Origin of the sequence: Kribbella sp. VKM Ac-2571 (assembly GCF_004362255.1) — a bacterium.
Taxonomy (GTDB): Bacteria; Actinomycetota; Actinomycetes; order Propionibacteriales; family Kribbellaceae; genus Kribbella; species Kribbella pratensis.
The window spans coordinates 234,918-250,873 of sequence record NZ_SNWS01000008.1 but is presented as its reverse complement, the minus strand read 5'-3'; the positions used below and the strand labels follow the sequence as shown (position 1 = coordinate 250,873).

The window sequence follows — 15,956 nt, the reverse complement described above, 5'->3', positions numbered from 1 at the left end:
GTGCACGAGCTTCTGACGACCGCAGCGCTGGCAACGGCGGCTGCGGATGATCCGATGATCCTCTGGGCCGCGCAGGGCTTCGGCCCCGGCATCCGCGCCTGGTACGACGGAGATGCCGTGGCGGTCGCCTCGCCGGACGTGTCGAAGCATGATCGGCTCGCGGTGATCGGTCCGGTCGGCGACGCGGTGCGGTTGACCGCCGACGTGCTCGCCGAGGTGGGTCCGTCGTACCGGCCGTTCGGCGACGAGGCGCTGATCCGTGAGCTGGCGGAGCGCGTGCCGGGGCTGACGTTCTCGGCGGCGTTCGGGTGGATGGATGCGGACACGCTCCCGGACGTCACCACGACGGCTGCCTGGCAGGACGATGACTCCGGCGTTGAAGAGTTGCTCGCCGCGGCGTCGCCCTCGTCGTACGCGTGGCCCGGGCATCCCGGCGTACGGCGGTGGGCCGCGGTGACGGGCGAGCGGGGTGAGTTGCTGAGTATCGCCGCGGATGCGTGGAGCGCCCCCGAGGTCGGGTTCCTCGCCGGAGTCGCAACGCATCCTGTTGCCCGAGGCAAAGGATTGTCGCGGCAGGTGTGCGGATTCGTCACCACCGAACTGGTCAAGCGCCACGGACGAGTCGGGCTGATGGTCAACGGCGACAACACGCCAGCGATCAAGGTCTACGAACGCCTTGGCTACACGTATCGCGGGGTCGCGGCGGCGTCAGTTACCTGGTCGGCTTCTCTGTGAGCGTCGTGCCTGGGGTCGGGGTTGCCGAAGGGGCGACGGGGGTCGGGGTGGTCCGGGTGGCTGGAGCGGGTGGCGGGACGAAGGGGGCCTTCGTGGTCTCCTTGCAGGTGTCCGGGCCGGAATAGCCGTTCTCGTCGGGGACGACCACGGCCTGCGGGAACAGGTTGCTGGTGGTGTCCCGGGGCTCCTGCCCGTAGTTGGTCGCGCAGTCCTGCAGCTCCATGCTGATCGGGTTGCCGTCCTGGTCGTACAGCCGGACCGCGACCTGCTTGCCCTGGGCATCGAACGGGTAGATGTTCGAGACCGGGGTGCCGTTCACCACCACGCCTTTGGTCGGTGGTTCGAAGTTCCGCGTGCTGCCGCGGTAGTCGTTGTAGTTGTCCAGGAACCCGAACGACGCACCGACGTACGCGGCGGCCAGGAACGCCGGGACCGCGACCGCCGCGACGACGTTGAGCGGTACGACGTACCACAGCCACCGCCGGTCCTGCTGGGTCCGGCGACCGATCCAGATCGAGACCGCCGCGCCGGCGACGGCTCCGACCACGGTCACCGAGATGGCGCCGAACAGCGCGAAGAACCCGGCCGCGCCGATCATGCCGCGCGCGACCCACCAGACCGGTTGACCGATCGTCACCAGTTCGTGCCGGACGTTCGGCGGGACCTGGTCGATCCAGCCGCGGACCGCCGTCGCCCACTGCGCGCCCCGCGGGGTGTCCAGGACGATCCGCGGGTCGTTGCCGTGCAACGCCCGTACGCCGAGAAACGCCGCGACGAACAGCACGCCGAGCCCGAGCAGCCCGAAGAACGCCGTCTCGTCGCTCGACCACGCGAAGATGCTGACGGCAACGAAGAGCGGCCCGACAGTGCCGGCGATCAGACCCCAGCGCAGCGCGTTCCAGCCCGACGTGAGGTAGTCCTGGTTGACCGGCTCGGTGCGTGCCGGATAGCCCGCCGCGGTCCGCAGCTCGTCGGCGTACTGCCGCGGCGTGCCGAGGCGCACCTGCAGGTCGCTCAAGGTCGGCTCGGTGTCGAACTCGCCTGCTACCTCGGTGAGGTGGTCGGTGACGTCCTGGAGCACGTCCTCCAGCTCACCCGGCGGCAGGTCGCTGAGCTCGGCGCGCACCTGCGTCAGGTAGATCGCGACCGCTCCGGTCAGCGTGCTGTTCACGCGGCCTCCTCCTCCAGCAGCACCGACATCGTGTCGGCGAAGTGATTCCAGGTCTTGGTCGATCGGGCCAGCAGGTCATGGCCGGTCTTGTTCAGCCCGTAGTACTTGCGGTGCGGGCCTTCCTCGCTCGGTTGCACGTACGACGTCAGCGCGCCGGCCTGGAACAGCCGGCGGAGCGTCCCGTACACGGACGCGTCCGCCACGTCCTCGAGTCCCGCGGCGCGCAGCCGGCGAAGTACGTCGTACCCGTAGCCGTCGGCGTCCCGCAGCACGGCCAGCACTGCGAGATCCAGTACGCCCTTCAGTAGCTGGCTCGTATCCATCGAGACCTCCTCCGGCACCGGCGGTGCTCCGCTGCGAAGACTACTACACATTGTGGAGTACTCCGTTAACCACTCAGAGGTTCCGCAATTTCGATCAAGTCGGAGGCGGGGTGGTGGGGGCACAGTGGTGGACATGGCGGATGTGTTCGAGGAATTCGTGGCGGTGGTCGCCGACGGTCTGCGCGGTCTCGACGGTCCGGTGAACGGTGCCGGGCTGGCGGGACGGGTGCATCTGTCCCGGTTCCACTTCGACCGGGTGATCGGTGCGGTGGCCGGCGAGTCGCCGTTCGCGTTCCGGCGGCGGGTGTTGCTGGAGCGGGCGGCGTACCGGTTGCTGGTCGAGCCGGTCGCCGTACTGGATGTCGCGATCGAGGCCGGGTACGGGTCGCACGAGGCGTTCACGCGGGCGTTCGCCAGGGCCTATGGGATGTCGCCACGGGAGTGGCGGCAGGAAGCGTCGCGGGTGTTCTTCCTCGCGGCGCCGAGTGGAGTGCATTTCCAGCCGCCGGCCGGGCTTCGGCTGCCGGCACGTAGAAAGGTGAGAGGCATGGACGTACTTGTCAGGATGGTCGAGCATCACGTGTGGCTGACCGGCGAGATGATCGAACGCGGCGCCCGTCTGGACGCCGCCACGCTGGACCGGCCGATCGAGCTGTCCGTCGAGGGGATCGACGACGACATCTCGATTCGCTACCTACTGGACCGCCTGGTCTGGCAGGAGGAGATGTGGCTGGCGTCCGTCGAGGACCGCCCGTTCCAGGTCCCCGAGTGCGGCCGCCAGGTCGTCACCCCGATCCCCGACCTCCGCAACCGCCACGCCGACGCCGGCGCGCGCTTCGTGGCCCTGGTCAACCAACTCAACGAAGACGGCCGCTTCGACGAGAGCTTCGTCGACACGACCTGCGAACCACCCCGCGTCTTCACCTACGGCGGCATGGTCGCCCACGTCCTCACCTTCGCCGCCCACCGCAGATCCCTCCTAATAGGCGCCTTCCACACCGCCGGCATCACCGACCTCGCCTTCGGCGACCCAATGCACTTCGTAGCCGAAGGCAACTAGCTTAGTTCTTGGGGTCGTGGAGGTTGGGGCGTTGGGTGGGGGTTTTGATTTGGACGGTGATGGTGGGGGTTTGGGTGGGGGCCGTTAGGTGGCCGGAGGCTACGGGGATGTTGAGTTTGCTGGCGGCCAGGTCGATGTTGATGGTGGCGCCGGTGGTGTTGGGGGTCGTCCACTCGGTGTCGGACAGGGTGATCGCGAGTCCGACGATGCGGCCCTTGGGGATGATCTGGTCCTGGGCGCGGAGGGGGACGGTGACGGTGGTCCACTGGCCGGGCTTCAGCGGGGTCGGCTGCGAGAGCGACTTGCTGTGGGCGGCGTCGATCCAGCCGCGGCTGACGATGCCGTGATCGCTCTGGGTGGTGACCTTGTCGACGGTGAAGTAGCAGCTGTCGTCGTAGTCGGTGCTCGAGCCCTCACAGGTGCTTTCGTCGGTACGGCGGATGCCGGAGTACCGCGCGGCCTCGCCGTACTCGACGAGTCGCGCGGTCACCGGCGTCGTCGACGAGTCGGACTTCAGCCGGAGCGTGACCGACGGCGTGCCGCTGATCCGCAGCGGTGCGGTGAGCGGTGCGGACAGGAACATCTGCCGTCCCGCGATCACCTCCGACGGGTCCGCGACGATGTCGTCCTCGGTCAGATCCGGATCGTCGGTGACCATCACCGAACCCTTGCCCGCGGCACCTAGTTTGCCGGCCGCGAGCGGCACCGACACCGGGCGGTTGACGGCCGGCCAGGTCTTGTAGTTGCGCCACACGTCGGGAGCTGTCTCGACCGAGACCATCGGCTCGTTCATGACGCCGTTCTGCACGCCCTGCAGCCAGTAGTCGAACCACTTGTGCAGCTCGTCCACCCACTCGTCGCGCCGGAACTCGAACGGATCCACGTGGTCCTCGAGACCCAGCCACAGCTTCCGCGGTACGCCGTTCCGCGACAGCGCCGACCACCACTGTGAGAAGTGGTTGGTCTGCACGTTGTAGTCGCTGAGCCCGTGTGTCATGAAGACCGAGGCCTTCACCTTCGACACGTTCTTCGTGTAGTCGCGCTCGGCCCAGAACGACGTGTAGTTGCCCGTGTCGTCATCATCGTTGTCGCCGAGCTTGCCGCGGACCTCGTCGCAGGCCGCGCTGTCGTGCCCGACGTACCCGCCCAACCAGGGCATGTAGTCGTCCGAGTACGGTACGCCGCCGGACCGGGTGTAGTCGTACCACGAGGAGATCGCCGAGATCGGCACGATCGTCTTCAGGCCCTTCACCCCGGTCGCCGCGACACCGTTCGCGAGTGTCCCGTCGTACGACTTGCCGATCATCCCGACCGCGCCGGTCGTCCAGGACGCCAACACCTTTTGACCGCTGGCGGTGTGCGCGGTGTTGCGGCCGTTCAGCCAGTCGATCACGTCGACGACCGACTGGATCTCGCCCCGTCCGCCGACGTCGCCGCAGCCGGTGGAGCGGCCGGTGCCGACGACGTCCACGCCGACCATCGCGTAGCCGCGCGGGACGAAGTAGTTGTCGTAGAACAACGGCATCTTCCGGATCACGCCGTCGCTGTCGTACGTCTTCTTCTCGCTCTCGTTGCCGCGTCCGCAGCAGGAGTAGTACGGCGAGGCGTCCATGATGACCGGGATCTTCGTGCCGTTGAGGACGGGCTCGCTCGGCCGGACGATGTCGACAGCGATCACATCGTCCTTGCCGTCGCTGTCGGTGTCCAACGTGGTGTCGACGTATACCGACTCGCGGATCGCGTTCGCGTAGTCGTAAACCGGCTGTGTGCTCTTGGTGCGTGCGTCGACGTGCTGCGGCACACTGGGAGCAGCCGGGGCCGGCGTACCGGGCCCGTCCGGGAGCGGAGCAGCCATGGCCGGACCGGTGACGGTCGTCAGGCTGAGCACGGCGGACGCGACCAGGATCGTCACCCGGGCATGGACGGTCCTCATGGCTGGGAAGGCTAGTCACTCGCGCGCCGCAACGCCAGGTTCTGACCGGATTGGTAGCGACCTGCCCGATACTCAGCGTGAGAACGGGTGGGTTCGGTAGGGTGACCGCCACCGCCCCCGGGGGGACGCACGAAAGGGTAGGCCAGTGAATCTGAAAGCACCGGTGACATTGCTGGACGTGGCGCAGCGTGCGGGTGTGTCGGTCGCGACCGCCTCCCGCGTGCTGAACGGCGGGGACCGGATTCCCCGTCCAGAGCTGCAGGAGCGGGTCAAGGCCGCCGCCGACGAGCTCGGCTACACGCCGAACGCGCAGGCGCAGGCGTTGGCCAAGTCGTCGACGAACGTGGTCGGCATCCTGGTCCACGACATCGAGGACCCGTACTTCGCCGCGATCGCGAACGGCGTGATGCGGGCCGCGGACGAGCGCAACCTGCTGGTGATGATGGCCAGCACGTTCCGTGACTCCGACCGCGAAATCGCCTACCTGTCGTCGTTGCGCGCGCAACGAGCCCGGGCCGCGGTGATGATCGGCAGCCGGCGGACCGACAGCGAGAGCCTGGCGCGGACGGCGACCGAGGTCGAGACCTTCCTCAACTCCGGCGCGGGTCTCGCCCTGGTCAGTCAGTCCGGGATGCCGGCGCACACCGTTGAACCGGACAACCGTTCCGGGTCGGCGGATCTCGCGCGCGAGCTGGTCGGGCTCGGCTGGCGGAAGTTCGCCGTACTCGGAGGGCCGGAAAGCCTTGCGACCGCACGCGATCGGCGGGACGGCTTCGTCGCCGGGCTGGCCGAGGCGGGGTTGGAGCCGGTGGCGGTCGAGTCCGGCGACTTCACTCGCGACGGTGGGTACGCCGCTGCGGAGCAGCTGCTCGATCGCAAGGCCGATGTGGACTGCGTGTTCGCGGTGAACGACGTGATGGCGGTCGGTGCGATGTCGGCGTTGCGGGCGCGCGGTGTCGACGTACCTGGCCGGCTCGGTGTCGCCGGCTTCGACGACATCGCGACGCTGCGGGACGTGTGGCCGGGACTGACGACAGTACGGCTGCCGCTGGAGCAGATGGGCCGGCGTGCGTTGGAGCTCGCCATCGAGGGCGGCGACGCGACGACCGAGATGTTCAAGGCGGAAGTAGTACTGCGGGAGAGCACCGCACGCGGCTGAAATATGCTCGCCGGGTGACCGTCTCCGAGATCTTCGACCCGTCGGCCTGGAAGCAGGTGGACGGCTTCGAGCTGACCGACATCACGTACCACCGCGCGGTCGACGCCGGTGTGGTGCGGATCGCCTTCAACCGGCCCGAGGTGCGCAACGCGTTCCGGCCGCAGACCGTCGACGAGCTGTACCGCGTGCTGGACCACGCCCGGATGTCCACCGACGTCGGCTGTGTGCTGATCACCGGCAACGGACCGTCGCCGAAGGACGGCGGCTGGGCGTTCTGCTCGGGCGGCGACCAGCGGATCCGCGGCAAGGACGGTTACAAGTACGCCGAGGGTACGACGGCCGACTCGATCGACCCGGCGCGCGCGGGCCGGCTGCACATCCTGGAAGTACAACGGCTGATCCGCTTCATGTCGAAGGTCGTGATCTGTGTCGTCCCCGGCTGGGCCGCGGGTGGCGGGCACAGCCTGCACGTGGTCGCGGACCTCACGCTGGCATCCGCGGAGCACGCGCGGTTCAAGCAGACCGACGCGGACGTGGCGTCGTTCGACGGTGGGTTCGGGTCGGCGTACCTGGCGCGGCAGGTCGGACAGAAGTTCGCCCGCGAGATCTTCTTCCTCGGCGAGGAGTACTCGGCTGAGGACGCGTACCGGATGGGCATGGTCAACAAAGTCGTTCCGCACGCCGAGCTCGAAGCGGTGGCGCTGGAGTGGGGCAAGAAGATCTGCGCGAAGTCGCCGACCGCCCAGCGGATGCTGAAGTACGCGTTCAACCTGATCGACGACGGGCTGGTCGGACAGCAGCTGTTCGCCGGTGAGGCGACCCGCCTCGCCTACGGCACCGACGAGGCCGCCGAGGGCCGCGACGCGTTCCTCGAGAAGCGGTCACCGGACTGGTCGCCGTACCCCTACGCTTTCTAACACCATCCGATGGTTAGTTAGCAGAAAGATGTGCGCGAACTGATGACAGTTCGCGGTAAACGGCTTACGGTCGGGCCCTATGAACAATCTCTCCCGCCGTGGGTTGCTCGCTGGTGCCGGTGCTCTGGTCGCCGCCGGAGCCGTCGGTGTGCCCGCCGCCGCCAATCCGTTCACCCTGACTCCGACGCGCCGTTTCGTGCTGGACGGACCGGGTGGCGAGATGTTCCGCAGCAAGCCGCTGGCGGACGTGACGGTCATGCAGTCGATCGCCTTCGACAGTGCGAACCAGCGGCTCTTCGCCGGGCAGTTGCGGGCCGGCTCGCCTTCCAACAGCGGTGATCTCACGCTGACGCAGCTCACGCTCGCCGGTGACGTCGTCGGGCACATGTACCTGAGCGGGTTCGGCCACGCGGTCTCGATCGGCGCGGAGACCGTCGGGCGTACGACGTACCTCTGGACCGAGACCGACGTGGACACGGCGAACGCGCGTGGCCGGCAGATCGCCCGTTTCCGTTGGCAGGACGGCTCGACGCTGACGAAGGACTCGCCGGGGCTGCGCAGTTGGAAGCCGGTCGCGGACGGTGCCGTGTTCACTCCGTCGGTGGATCAGCAGCACGGCCGGATCGGGATCCGGCACACGCTGGCGGATGGGTTCCACATCAACGTGTACTCGCTGGCCGCGGCGCGCGCGGGGGACTTCTCCCGGGTGCTCGCGTCGTTCAAACAGCCCACGATGACGGCGGGCATCGACTTCCAGGGCTGGGCGCTGTACGGCTCGTACGTCTACCTGTGGGAAGGCGAGGCGTACGCCGGTACCTTCGATCCCGCCCTGGCGACGTCGAAGCTCTGGACGTACGACATCAACAAGGGCGAGGTCGTCGAGTCCGTGAAGATCCTCGACGGCGCCGACCTGGTCTACCGCGAAGCCGAAGGCGTCGGCGTGTACGTCGACCCGCGCGGCTGCCCGCGCCTCTGCTTCGGCTTCGCCTCCGGCGTAACCGGCGACCGCCGCGCCAACCTCTTCTACCGCGACACGCTTGTGTGATTGCCCCTGCGCCCTCACGATGGGGCGTGGCGTTGCCCGGCCCGCAGCTCGACGCGGCGACGCAGTTCCTCCGCGCCCACCGCGGCCGGGTCGACCTGGTCACGATCTCGTTGTGGGGCAACGACGCCAACGCATTCGTTGCCTCCTGCAACGGAAATGTCCAGTGCATCGCCCGGGGTGCGCCGGCCGCGATCGCACGCGTGGCGGGCAACGTCGAACCGATGCCGGTCTTCGATGCCTACGACGGTACGGCGCTGTGTGCTACACCCTGCTGTGCCGGGACGGCGACGCACACCCCTCCGACGCGGGCTACGCCGTACTGGCCGACCTCGCGGAAGCCGCTCTGACCTGAGTTTGTCACCGCCGCCCGGTTCGTTCAGGCCTGTTGGTCCAGCCAGTCCGCGTACGTCGGTCCGGCAAGGGTGGCGTGTGGGCCGGGGAGGAAGGCGCCGTTCTCGTACAGGTCCCGGTCGGGGTTGGCCGGGTCTTTGACTTCCTCGACGCGAGACGGGCTGCCCTGGCGGGCGGCCAGCAGGCGCGCTGCGTCCACGAGGTTCTCGGCTCGTGGCCCGGCGACCTCTGGGTACGGCGCGTCTGTGGGCTCCGGAACCGCGGCGGTCGCTACCTCGACGAGTTTCTCGGCAACGGTGCCGGCGGCAACGAGTTGGGTGCGCATGACGGGGACATAGGCGACATCGCCCTGGGTGCCCCAGCCGACCAGTTCCGCAACGACCTGCGCCCGTACTGGGACGCCTTCCGCTCCGGGCATCCCGAGTGGAGGCTGCGGATCCTGCAGGCGCCGTTCGTCGACCCGTTCGCGGGCCTGCGCCGCGGGGACGTCGACGTCCTGGTCGCCTGGCTGCCCGTCGAGGAACCCGATCTCACGGTAGGCCCGGTCCTGTTCGCCGAGCCGCGGGTGCTGGCCGTGGCCGCCGACCACGAACTCACGCGGCACACGACGGTCTCGCTGGAGATGATCGCCGACTTCCAGCATCCGAATGTGGAGGCAGCGGACTACTGGCATGACGGCTTCGTCCCGACCCACACTCCCAGCGGCCGCGCGATCGAACGAGGCCCCGTCGTGTGGAACTCGGAGGAGATCTTCACCCTGGTCAGCACCGGTGAGGTCGTCAGCCTGTTCTCCGGCCACATGGCCCGGTACTGGGCCCGGCCCGACATTGCCTACCTGCCCGTCCGGGACATGGACGCCCTGCCGTACGGGGCGGTCTGGCGCACCGACACCGAGAACGACCTCATCCGCGCTTTCGCCCAGACCGTGCGCGACCTCGGCCCCACATCAACTGAGCTGAGTTAGTGGGCGACGCCGTACAGCCTGTCGCCGGCGTCGCCGAGGCCTGGGACGATGTAGCCCTTTTCGTTCAGGTGGGAGTCCATGCCGGCGATGACGAGGTTGCACGGTACGTCGAGGTGGGTCAGTTCGTTCTCTACGCGCTTGACGCCTTCCGGGGCGGCCAGCAGGCAGATGGCGGTGATGTGGTCGGCGCCGCGGTCCACCAGGAACTGGATCGCCGCCGCGAGCGTGCCGCCGGTGGCGAGCATCGGGTCCAGGACGTAGCACTGGCGTCCGGACAGGTCCTCGGGAAGGCGTTCGGCGTACGTCGACGCGGTCAGGGTCTCCTCGTTGCGGACCATGCCGAGGAAACCGACCTCCGCGGTCGGGAGCAGCCGGGTCATGCCCTCGAGCATGCCGAGACCGGCGCGCAGGATCGGGACGACGAGCGGCTTCGGCGCGGCGAGCTTCACGCCCTGCGCCTCCGCGACCGGGGTCTGCACCGTGATCGGACCGGTCCGCACGTCCCGGGTCGCCTCGTAGGCGAGCAGCGTGACGAGCTCCTCGGTCAGCCGCCGGAACGTGGGTGAGTCCGTGTGCTCGTCGCGCAGCGCGGTGAGCTTGTGGGCGACGAGCGGGTGGTCCACGACGAGGATCTGCATAAGGCCGAACGGTACCGTCGGCGATTCGCGGCGCGAAAGCGCGCCCGCTGGCAGACTGGAAAGTGCATTGGATTCGCCCTGTCGCCCACCAGGGAGTAGTTCGATGGCCGAGAAGACGCCCGAGCAGCTCGACCGACTGCGCCGCCGCGCCGCCTTTCTGCGCGAGCTCGACGAAGCGCGCGCCCTCCGCGACCGGATCGCGCCCCGGCGGGCCCGCGTCCGGCAGTTGCGCGAGGCGATGCGCAGAGCGACGTACCACCACTGAGGCGTTGACCGGTGTTGGCGGATCCGATATCGGCTTGAGATCGCCGGGACGCCGCAGACCTGCGACGATGATGCGGTGTCTGATGCCACGGTTACCGACCTGGACTTCGCGGTCGCTGCGTACACCGAGGACGGGAACTGGACCGTCACGCCGCTGGTACTGCGCGGTGAGCCCGATCTGTCCACGCTGGTGTCCGCACTCCGCAGGTACCCCGGTGAGGCCGGGGTGCTCGGCCTGGTGTCGGTCGACGAGGACTTCTTCGTCCTGGTCCGGGTGCTCGGCGGCCGCGCCCGGCTGCTGATCTCCGACGTGACGGCTGCGACCGAGTGGCCGCTGGCCCGGCAGGTCGTGGACGAGCTCGACATCCCGCTGGCCGATGACGACGACGAGCAGGTGCCGGCCGGCGACCTGACGATCGTCGCCGACCTCGGGATGACCGCGATGGACCTCGGCGCGCTCTGCGACGACGTCGACCTCTATCCGTACGAGATGCTCGAGGAGATCGCCGAGACCCTTGGCTTCGGCAATCAGTTCCACGACGCGATCGAAGCCGTTGGCTAGCCCGATCCTGCGGCAGGCGTGGTCGCGGTTGATGACGCTCGCCCTCGAGGAGGCCGAGCGGGCGTTGCCCGACGTACCGATCGGAGCCCTCGTGGTCAACGAGGGCGGGGAGATCATCGGGCGCGGCCACAACGAGCGTGAGGCGACCGGCGATCCGACCGCGCACGCCGAGGTGCTCGCGATCCGCGAGGCGGCCCGGCAGGTCGGCGAGTGGCGGCTGACCGGCTGCACGTTGGTGGTCACCCTCGAGCCGTGCACGATGTGCGCCGGGGCGATCGTGCTGTCCCGGTTGGACCGGCTGATCTTCGCGGCGTACGACGAGAAAGCCGGTGCGGTGGGGTCGCTGTGGGACGTCGTACGGGACCGCCGGCTGAACCACCGGCCCGAGGTGATCGGCGGCGTGATGGCCGACGAGGCCGGTGCCCGGCTGCGCGATTTCTTCATCGGCCACAGACCTTGATATTGTCCTCGGCGGTGGCGTGTCCGAGCGGCCGAAGGAGCGCGCCTCGAAAGCGCGTGACGGGCAACCCCCGTCCGAGGGTTCAAATCCCTCCGCCACCGCCAACCGCCCTCCGGGGCGGCCAGATAGGCCGGAGACCCTGATGCTGTGTGATGCGTCAGGGTTTTCGTCTCTCTGGACCTGACTCGGGACGCTCGACGAGAGGGCCCCTATGGATGTTGCGGAGCTCGACCGGATTCTGCTCGCGGGCGCGGCGATTCTGCTGGTCGCTGTGGTCGCGGTGCGGCTGTCCGCGCGGCTCGGGCTCCCGTCGCTGCTGATCTACCTCGGGATGGGGCTGCTCCTGGGGGAGTCGGGTCCGGGGCACATCCATTTCGAGGACGCGCAGCTGGCGCATGCGCTCGGGTTCGCGGCGCTGGTGGTGATCCTGACCGAGGGCGGTCTGACCACCAGGTGGAACGAAGTACGGCCGGTGATGCCGCTGGGGCTCGTGCTGGCGACGGTCGGGGTCGCGGTCAGCGTCGGTGTCGTCGCCTGTGTGGCGCATTTCGTGCTGGGGCTGAACTGGCAGTTGTCGGTGCTGCTCGGGGCCGTGACGTCGCCGACGGACGCGGCGGCCGTGTTCTCGGTGCTCAGACGGGTGCCGATCCGTCCAAGGCTGCGTGGGGCGTTGGAGGCGGAGTCCGGTCTGAACGACGCCCCGACGGTCCTCCTGGTCACGCTCGTCAGCACCGGCGAGGTCGGCGAGAAGGGCCTGCTGTGGTTCAGCGGCCTCGTCGTCTACGAGCTGGTCGTCGGCGCGCTGTTCGGCCTGCTGATCGGGTGGGTGAGCGTCGGGCTGATCCGCCGCATGGCCCTCGGCTCGGCCGGTTTGTACCCTCTGGCGGTGCTCTCCGTGGCGTTCATCTCGTACGCCGGTGGCTCGGTGCTGCTCCACGTGTCGGGGTTCGCGGCCGTGTACGTGACGTCGCTGGTGCTGGGACGGGCCGAGTTGCCGCACCGGATGGCGACCCGGTCGTTCGTCGACGGGATCGCCTGGCTCGCGCAGATCGGGTTGTTCGTGATGCTCGGGCTGCTGGCGTCGCCGGGGCGGTTCCGGTGGGACGACGTACTGGTCGCCCTGGTGATCGGGGTCGCGGTGACGGTCGTCGGGCGGTTCGCGTCGGTGGCGATCTCGGCGGCGCCGTTCCGGTTGCCGTGGCGGGAGCGGACGTTCATCTCGTGGGCGGGTCTGCGGGGCGCGGTGCCGATCGTGCTCGCCACCATCCCGCTCGCAGAGCAGGTGCCGCAGGCGCAGCGGATCTTCGACGTGGTGTTCGTGCTGGTGCTGCTGTTCACGCTGCTGCAGGGGCCGTCGCTGCCGTGGCTGGCGAAGCGGCTGGGCGTCCTCGACGAGAACGCGGCGCACGAGGTGGACATCGACGTCGCGCCGCTGGAGTCGCTCGGCGCGGACATGCTTCAGGTGTACGTCCCGAGCGAGTCCCGGCTGGCCGGGGTCGAGATCACAGAGCTGCGGCTACCGCCCGGTGTTTCGGTCGCGCTGGTGATCCGCGGAGAGCGTGCCTTTGTCCCGGACCGCCGTACCGTGCTTCGAGCGGCCGACAACCTGCTCGTGGTCGCGCCCAGCCCGGTCCGCGAACAGACCGTCCGCCGCCTCCGCGCCGTCTCCCGAGCCGGCCGCCTGGCGGGCTGGTTCGGCGAACGCGGCCGCGAGAACAGTTAGGTCCTGTCTGGCAGGACCTAGTTCGGGTTCTGCCCAGACGGGATCGGCTGGGGGCTGTGGATGACCGGGAGGCAGACCGTGGCGCCGGGGGCGACCGTGACCGACGGGATGCCCTTGAGCTTCACGGAGCCGAAACCGGCGCCGATGACCAGGTCGACGGTGTGATCGGTGCGACCGTCGGCAACCATGACCGCCTTCTGGTTCAGCTGACCCGCGACCAGGAGCATCTCGGGCGCGTCCGCGGCGGCACCGCGCAGCGCCACCACGTCGACCTTGTCACCCTTGGGCTCGTTCGCGACCTTGTCGATGTTGAACCCACGCTGCTTGAGCGCGTCGGCCACCCGGCCGGCCGAGCCCGCGCGGGCGCCGCCGTTGTAGACGTTCAGCACGACCTGCTTCGGGACCAGACGGTTGTTCGTCAGTTTCTGCTCGGTGCAGGTCGGCTCGGCGCTGCTGTTCACGAGCGAGTTCCAGCCCCACCAGCCCCCGCCGGCGAGGATTCCCAGCAGGATCACCATCGTGATCGGCGTACGCCACCGGATCCGCGAGTGCGGTCTCGGTTGCGGATGGATCGCTGTCATTTGCTCCTCCCCCCGTGAGCGGCAGCCATTGGTCAGTCCACTACCAGTACCCGTGCGTGCAGGACCTGACGCTGCTGCAGCGCCGCCCGGAGCGCGCGGTGCAGGCCGTCCTCGAGGTACAGATCGCCCTTCCACTCCACCACGTGCGCGAACAGATCGCCGTAGAAAGTCGAGTCCTCGTCGAGCAGCGCGTTCAGGTCCAAAGTGCCCTTCGTCGTGACGAGTTCGTCCAGCCGCACCTGCCTGGGCGGCAGTGAAGACCAGTCCTTCGGCCGCAGCCCATGGTCCGGGTACGGCTTGTCGTCCCCGACACGCTTGAAGATCACCCCCCGAAGTCTAGCGGTGTGAAAGGTCGTACGAGGAGGTCATGAATGTCACCGGAATAGTCCGGTGCGCCGACGCAACCTTTCGGTGCCGTCAGACGTCCCCCAGGAGCAGGGCTGGAGGACTAGCATGCCGACCGGGTAGTACAGCGAGAGTTCAGGCAACCGGGGAAAGGCGCGCTCAGATGGCCGAGAAAGCCGACGTCGTGGAGACCGTGAAGCAGGGGTACGCGTTCGAGGGGGCGGCGCTCGAGTTGGGTGCGCTACTGGTCGACGGCGAGCCGGCACCGGAGGCGGCGGTCCGGATCCCGCTGGGGATGATGAACCGGCACGGCCTGGTCGCGGGTGCTACCGGTACCGGTAAGACGAAGACTCTGCAGTTGATGGCCGAGCAGCTGTCCGCGGCCGGTGTCGCGGTGTTCGCAGCCGACATCAAGGGCGACCTGTCCGGCGTCTCGCAGCCGGGTGAGGGCAACGACAAGCTGCTGGCCCGGACCAAGTCGATCGGCCAGGACTGGACCGCGACCGGCTTCCCGACCGAGTTCTACGCGCTCGGCGGGCAGGGTACGGGGATCCCGATCCGCGCGACGATCACGTCGTTCGGCCCGGTACTGCTGTCCAAGGTGCTGGGGCTCAACGACGTCCAGGAGTCGTCGCTCGGGCTGATCTTCCACTACGCCGACAAGGCCGGCCTGACGCTGCTCGACCTCAAGGACCTGCGGGCCGTCATCACGCACCTCACGTCCGACGAGGGCAAGGACGACCTGAAGGAGCTGGGCGGCCTGTCCGCGGCGACGGCCGGCGTGATCCTGCGGTCGCTGATCGGGTTCGCGGACCAGGGCGCCGAGGCGTTCTTCGGCGAGCCGGAGTTCGACACCGCGGACCTGCTGCAGCAGCGCGACGGCAAGGGCGTCATCTCGCTGCTCGAGCTGCCGAACCTGCAGGACCGGCCGGCGCTGTTCTCGACGTTCCTGATGTGGCTGCTCGCCGACCTGTTCCACGACCTGCCCGAGGTCGGCGACGTCGACAAGCCCAAGCTGGTGTTCTTCTTCGACGAGGCGCATCTGCTGTTCAACGACGCCTCGAAGGCGTTCCTCGACTCGATCGCGCAGACCGTCCGGCTGATCCGGTCGAAGGGCGTCGGCGTGTTCTTCGTGACCCAGACCCCGAAGGACGTGCCCGACGACGTCCTGGCGCAGCTCGGTTCGCGCGTGCAGCACCAGCTGCGGGCGCACACGCCGAACGACGCGAAGGCGCTGAAGGCGACGGTGTCGACGTTCCCGAACTCGTCGTACGACCTGGGCGAGGTGCTGACCCAGCTCGGGATCGGCGAGGCGATCGTGACCGTGATGAACGAGAAGGGCGCGCCGACCCCGGTCGCGTGGACCCGGCTCCGGGCGCCGCAGTCGCTGATGGCGCCGGCGTCCGCGGAGCAGCTGACCGCGACGGTGCAGGCGTCGGCGAACAACGCGAAGTACTCGCAGACGGTCGACCGCGAGTCGGCGTACGAACTGCTCGCGGCGAAGGTGCAGGCCGGTGCCGCACAGGCCGAGGCCGAGAAGCAGCAGCAGGAGCAGGCCAAGCAGCAGCAGGAGCCGCGGCCGCGGGCGCAGAAGCAGGAGAAGTCGGTGGTCGAGCAGGTCGTCGGGTCGTCCGCCTTCAAGCAGTTCGCCCGTTCGGCCGGCCGGGAGATCGTCCGCGGCCTGTTCGGCGCGGCCCGCCGCCGACGCTGAGACGCATCGGCGAT

At 68.8% G+C, this 15,956-nt stretch carries 19 protein-coding genes and 1 tRNA gene; 13 read left to right on the top strand and 7 right to left on the bottom strand.

All coding sequences use genetic code 11. The features are described from left to right. Complete coding sequence (locus EV651_RS19675) at positions 1 to 735, top strand: GNAT family N-acetyltransferase (RefSeq protein WP_238157075.1); 735 nt, start codon at positions 1 to 3, stop codon at positions 733 to 735. Here EV651_RS19675 and EV651_RS19670 read toward each other — a convergent pair. Both EV651_RS19670 and EV651_RS19665 read right to left on the bottom strand, forming a co-directional pair. After that, complete coding sequence (locus EV651_RS19670; protein WP_133786645.1) at positions 713 to 1,906, bottom strand: hypothetical protein; 1,194 nt, start codon at positions 1,904 to 1,906, stop codon at positions 713 to 715. The genes EV651_RS19675 and EV651_RS19670 overlap by 23 nt on opposite strands. Beyond that, entirely contained in the window at positions 1,903 to 2,229 is a 327-nt protein-coding gene (locus EV651_RS19665; RefSeq protein ID WP_130386830.1) for a PadR family transcriptional regulator, read from the bottom strand. Before EV651_RS19665 ends, EV651_RS19670 begins: the two co-directional genes overlap by 4 nt. A 133-nt stretch (positions 2,230 to 2,362) precedes the next feature. On the opposite strand from EV651_RS19665, the gene EV651_RS19660 reads away from it, so the two are divergent. Continuing rightward, positions 2,363 to 3,289, top strand: a complete 927-nt coding sequence (locus EV651_RS19660) for a helix-turn-helix domain-containing protein (RefSeq protein ID WP_133786644.1) — start codon at positions 2,363 to 2,365, stop codon at positions 3,287 to 3,289. Between the two features lies 1 nt (position 3,290). On the opposite strand, the gene EV651_RS19655 is transcribed toward EV651_RS19660, so the two are convergent. Next, positions 3,291 to 5,222: a Xaa-Pro dipeptidyl-peptidase gene (locus EV651_RS19655; RefSeq protein WP_133786643.1), complete on the bottom strand. Its 1,932-nt coding sequence runs from the start codon at positions 5,220 to 5,222 to the stop codon at positions 3,291 to 3,293. A gap of 145 nt (positions 5,223 to 5,367) precedes the next feature. Between EV651_RS19655 and EV651_RS19650 the strand changes: the two genes are divergently transcribed. The 4 genes from EV651_RS19650 to EV651_RS19635 all read left to right on the top strand — a co-directional run bounded on the left by EV651_RS19650 (position 5,368) and on the right by EV651_RS19635 (position 8,690). Beyond that, a complete protein-coding gene (locus EV651_RS19650; RefSeq protein WP_133786642.1) occupies positions 5,368 to 6,381 on the top strand; it encodes a LacI family DNA-binding transcriptional regulator in 1,014 nt (337 codons plus the stop codon). 14 nt (positions 6,382 to 6,395) lie between these two features. Then, positions 6,396 to 7,298 carry a 1,4-dihydroxy-2-naphthoyl-CoA synthase gene (locus EV651_RS19645; protein ID WP_133786641.1) on the top strand — a complete coding sequence of 301 codons (903 nt, stop codon included), beginning with the start codon at positions 6,396 to 6,398 and terminating at the stop codon, positions 7,296 to 7,298. Positions 7,299 to 7,377: 79 nt separating this feature from the next. Next, a complete protein-coding gene (locus EV651_RS19640; RefSeq protein WP_133786640.1) occupies positions 7,378 to 8,343 on the top strand; it encodes a teichoic acid biosynthesis protein C in 966 nt (321 codons plus the stop codon). 26 nt (positions 8,344 to 8,369) lie between these two features. Next, positions 8,370 to 8,690, top strand: coding sequence for a hypothetical protein (locus tag EV651_RS19635; RefSeq protein ID WP_133786639.1), 321 nt, complete (start codon positions 8,370 to 8,372; stop codon positions 8,688 to 8,690). Between the two features lie 29 nt (positions 8,691 to 8,719). Here EV651_RS19635 and EV651_RS41905 read toward each other — a convergent pair whose 3' ends face one another. Further along, positions 8,720 to 9,019, bottom strand: coding sequence for a hypothetical protein (locus EV651_RS41905; RefSeq protein ID WP_202870403.1), 300 nt, complete (start codon positions 9,017 to 9,019; stop codon positions 8,720 to 8,722). Between EV651_RS41905 and EV651_RS19630 the strand changes: the two genes are divergently transcribed. After that, complete coding sequence (locus EV651_RS19630) at positions 9,008 to 9,658, top strand: substrate-binding domain-containing protein (protein WP_202870402.1); 651 nt, start codon at positions 9,008 to 9,010, stop codon at positions 9,656 to 9,658. The genes EV651_RS41905 and EV651_RS19630 overlap by 12 nt on opposite strands. Here the strand turns inward: EV651_RS19630 and upp are convergent. Continuing rightward, positions 9,655 to 10,296, bottom strand: coding sequence for a uracil phosphoribosyltransferase (gene upp, locus EV651_RS19625; protein ID WP_133786637.1), 642 nt, complete (start codon positions 10,294 to 10,296; stop codon positions 9,655 to 9,657). The genes EV651_RS19630 and upp overlap by 4 nt on opposite strands. A 103-nt stretch (positions 10,297 to 10,399) precedes the next feature. Here upp and EV651_RS41415 point away from each other — a divergent pair, with 103 nt between their 5' ends. The 5 genes from EV651_RS41415 (at position 10,400) to EV651_RS19605 (ending at position 13,305) form a co-directional block, all read left to right on the top strand. Continuing rightward, on the top strand, positions 10,400 to 10,561 hold the full coding sequence (locus EV651_RS41415; protein ID WP_166658664.1) for a hypothetical protein: 162 nt from the start codon (positions 10,400 to 10,402) through the stop codon (positions 10,559 to 10,561). 75 nt (positions 10,562 to 10,636) lie between these two features. Then, positions 10,637 to 11,122 carry a tRNA adenosine deaminase-associated protein gene (locus EV651_RS19620; RefSeq protein WP_133786636.1) on the top strand — a complete coding sequence of 162 codons (486 nt, stop codon included), beginning with the start codon at positions 10,637 to 10,639 and terminating at the stop codon, positions 11,120 to 11,122. A gap of 31 nt (positions 11,123 to 11,153) precedes the next feature. Beyond that, positions 11,154 to 11,582 carry a nucleoside deaminase gene (locus tag EV651_RS19615; RefSeq protein WP_133786785.1) on the top strand — a complete coding sequence of 143 codons (429 nt, stop codon included), beginning with the start codon at positions 11,154 to 11,156 and terminating at the stop codon, positions 11,580 to 11,582. A 13-nt stretch (positions 11,583 to 11,595) separates the two neighbouring features. Further along, positions 11,596 to 11,686: transfer RNA gene (locus tag EV651_RS19610), tRNA-Ser, on the top strand. 107 nt (positions 11,687 to 11,793) lie between these two features. Then, positions 11,794 to 13,305 (top strand): potassium/proton antiporter, encoded by a 1,512-nt coding sequence (locus EV651_RS19605; RefSeq protein ID WP_133786635.1) that lies wholly within the window; start codon positions 11,794 to 11,796, stop codon positions 13,303 to 13,305. Between the two features lie 17 nt (positions 13,306 to 13,322). On the opposite strand, the gene EV651_RS19600 is transcribed toward EV651_RS19605, so the two are convergent. Continuing rightward, a complete protein-coding gene (locus EV651_RS19600) occupies positions 13,323 to 13,886 on the bottom strand; it encodes a LytR C-terminal domain-containing protein (RefSeq protein WP_133786634.1) in 564 nt (187 codons plus the stop codon). Positions 13,887 to 13,918: 32 nt separating this feature from the next. Beyond that, complete coding sequence (locus EV651_RS19595) at positions 13,919 to 14,212, bottom strand: type II toxin-antitoxin system VapB family antitoxin (RefSeq protein ID WP_133786633.1); 294 nt, start codon at positions 14,210 to 14,212, stop codon at positions 13,919 to 13,921. Positions 14,213 to 14,394: 182 nt separating this feature from the next. Here EV651_RS19595 and EV651_RS19590 point away from each other — a divergent pair, with 182 nt between their 5' ends. Continuing rightward, positions 14,395 to 15,942, top strand: coding sequence for a helicase HerA-like domain-containing protein (locus tag EV651_RS19590; RefSeq protein WP_133786632.1), 1,548 nt, complete (start codon positions 14,395 to 14,397; stop codon positions 15,940 to 15,942). The last annotated feature ends 14 nt before the right edge of the window (positions 15,943 to 15,956 follow it).

Coding starts and splice junctions, on each gene's coding strand:
- EV651_RS19615 (WP_133786785.1), top strand. CDS start 11,154: ATGACGCTCGCCCTCGAGGAGGCCGAGCGGGCGTTGCCCGACGTACCG.
- EV651_RS19600 (WP_133786634.1), bottom strand. CDS start 13,886: ATGACAGCGATCCATCCGCAACCGAGACCGCACTCGCGGATCCGGTGG.
- EV651_RS19640 (WP_133786640.1), top strand. CDS start 7,378: ATGAACAATCTCTCCCGCCGTGGGTTGCTCGCTGGTGCCGGTGCTCTG.
- EV651_RS19605 (WP_133786635.1), top strand. CDS start 11,794: ATGGATGTTGCGGAGCTCGACCGGATTCTGCTCGCGGGCGCGGCGATT.
- EV651_RS19665 (WP_130386830.1), bottom strand. CDS start 2,229: ATGGATACGAGCCAGCTACTGAAGGGCGTACTGGATCTCGCAGTGCTG.
- EV651_RS19660 (WP_133786644.1), top strand. CDS start 2,363: ATGGCGGATGTGTTCGAGGAATTCGTGGCGGTGGTCGCCGACGGTCTG.
- EV651_RS41905 (WP_202870403.1), bottom strand. CDS start 9,019: ATGCGCACCCAACTCGTTGCCGCCGGCACCGTTGCCGAGAAACTCGTC.
- upp (WP_133786637.1), bottom strand. CDS start 10,296: ATGCAGATCCTCGTCGTGGACCACCCGCTCGTCGCCCACAAGCTCACC.
- EV651_RS19590 (WP_133786632.1), top strand. CDS start 14,395: ATGGCCGAGAAAGCCGACGTCGTGGAGACCGTGAAGCAGGGGTACGCG.
- EV651_RS41415 (WP_166658664.1), top strand. CDS start 10,400: ATGGCCGAGAAGACGCCCGAGCAGCTCGACCGACTGCGCCGCCGCGCC.
- EV651_RS19655 (WP_133786643.1), bottom strand. CDS start 5,222: ATGAGGACCGTCCATGCCCGGGTGACGATCCTGGTCGCGTCCGCCGTG.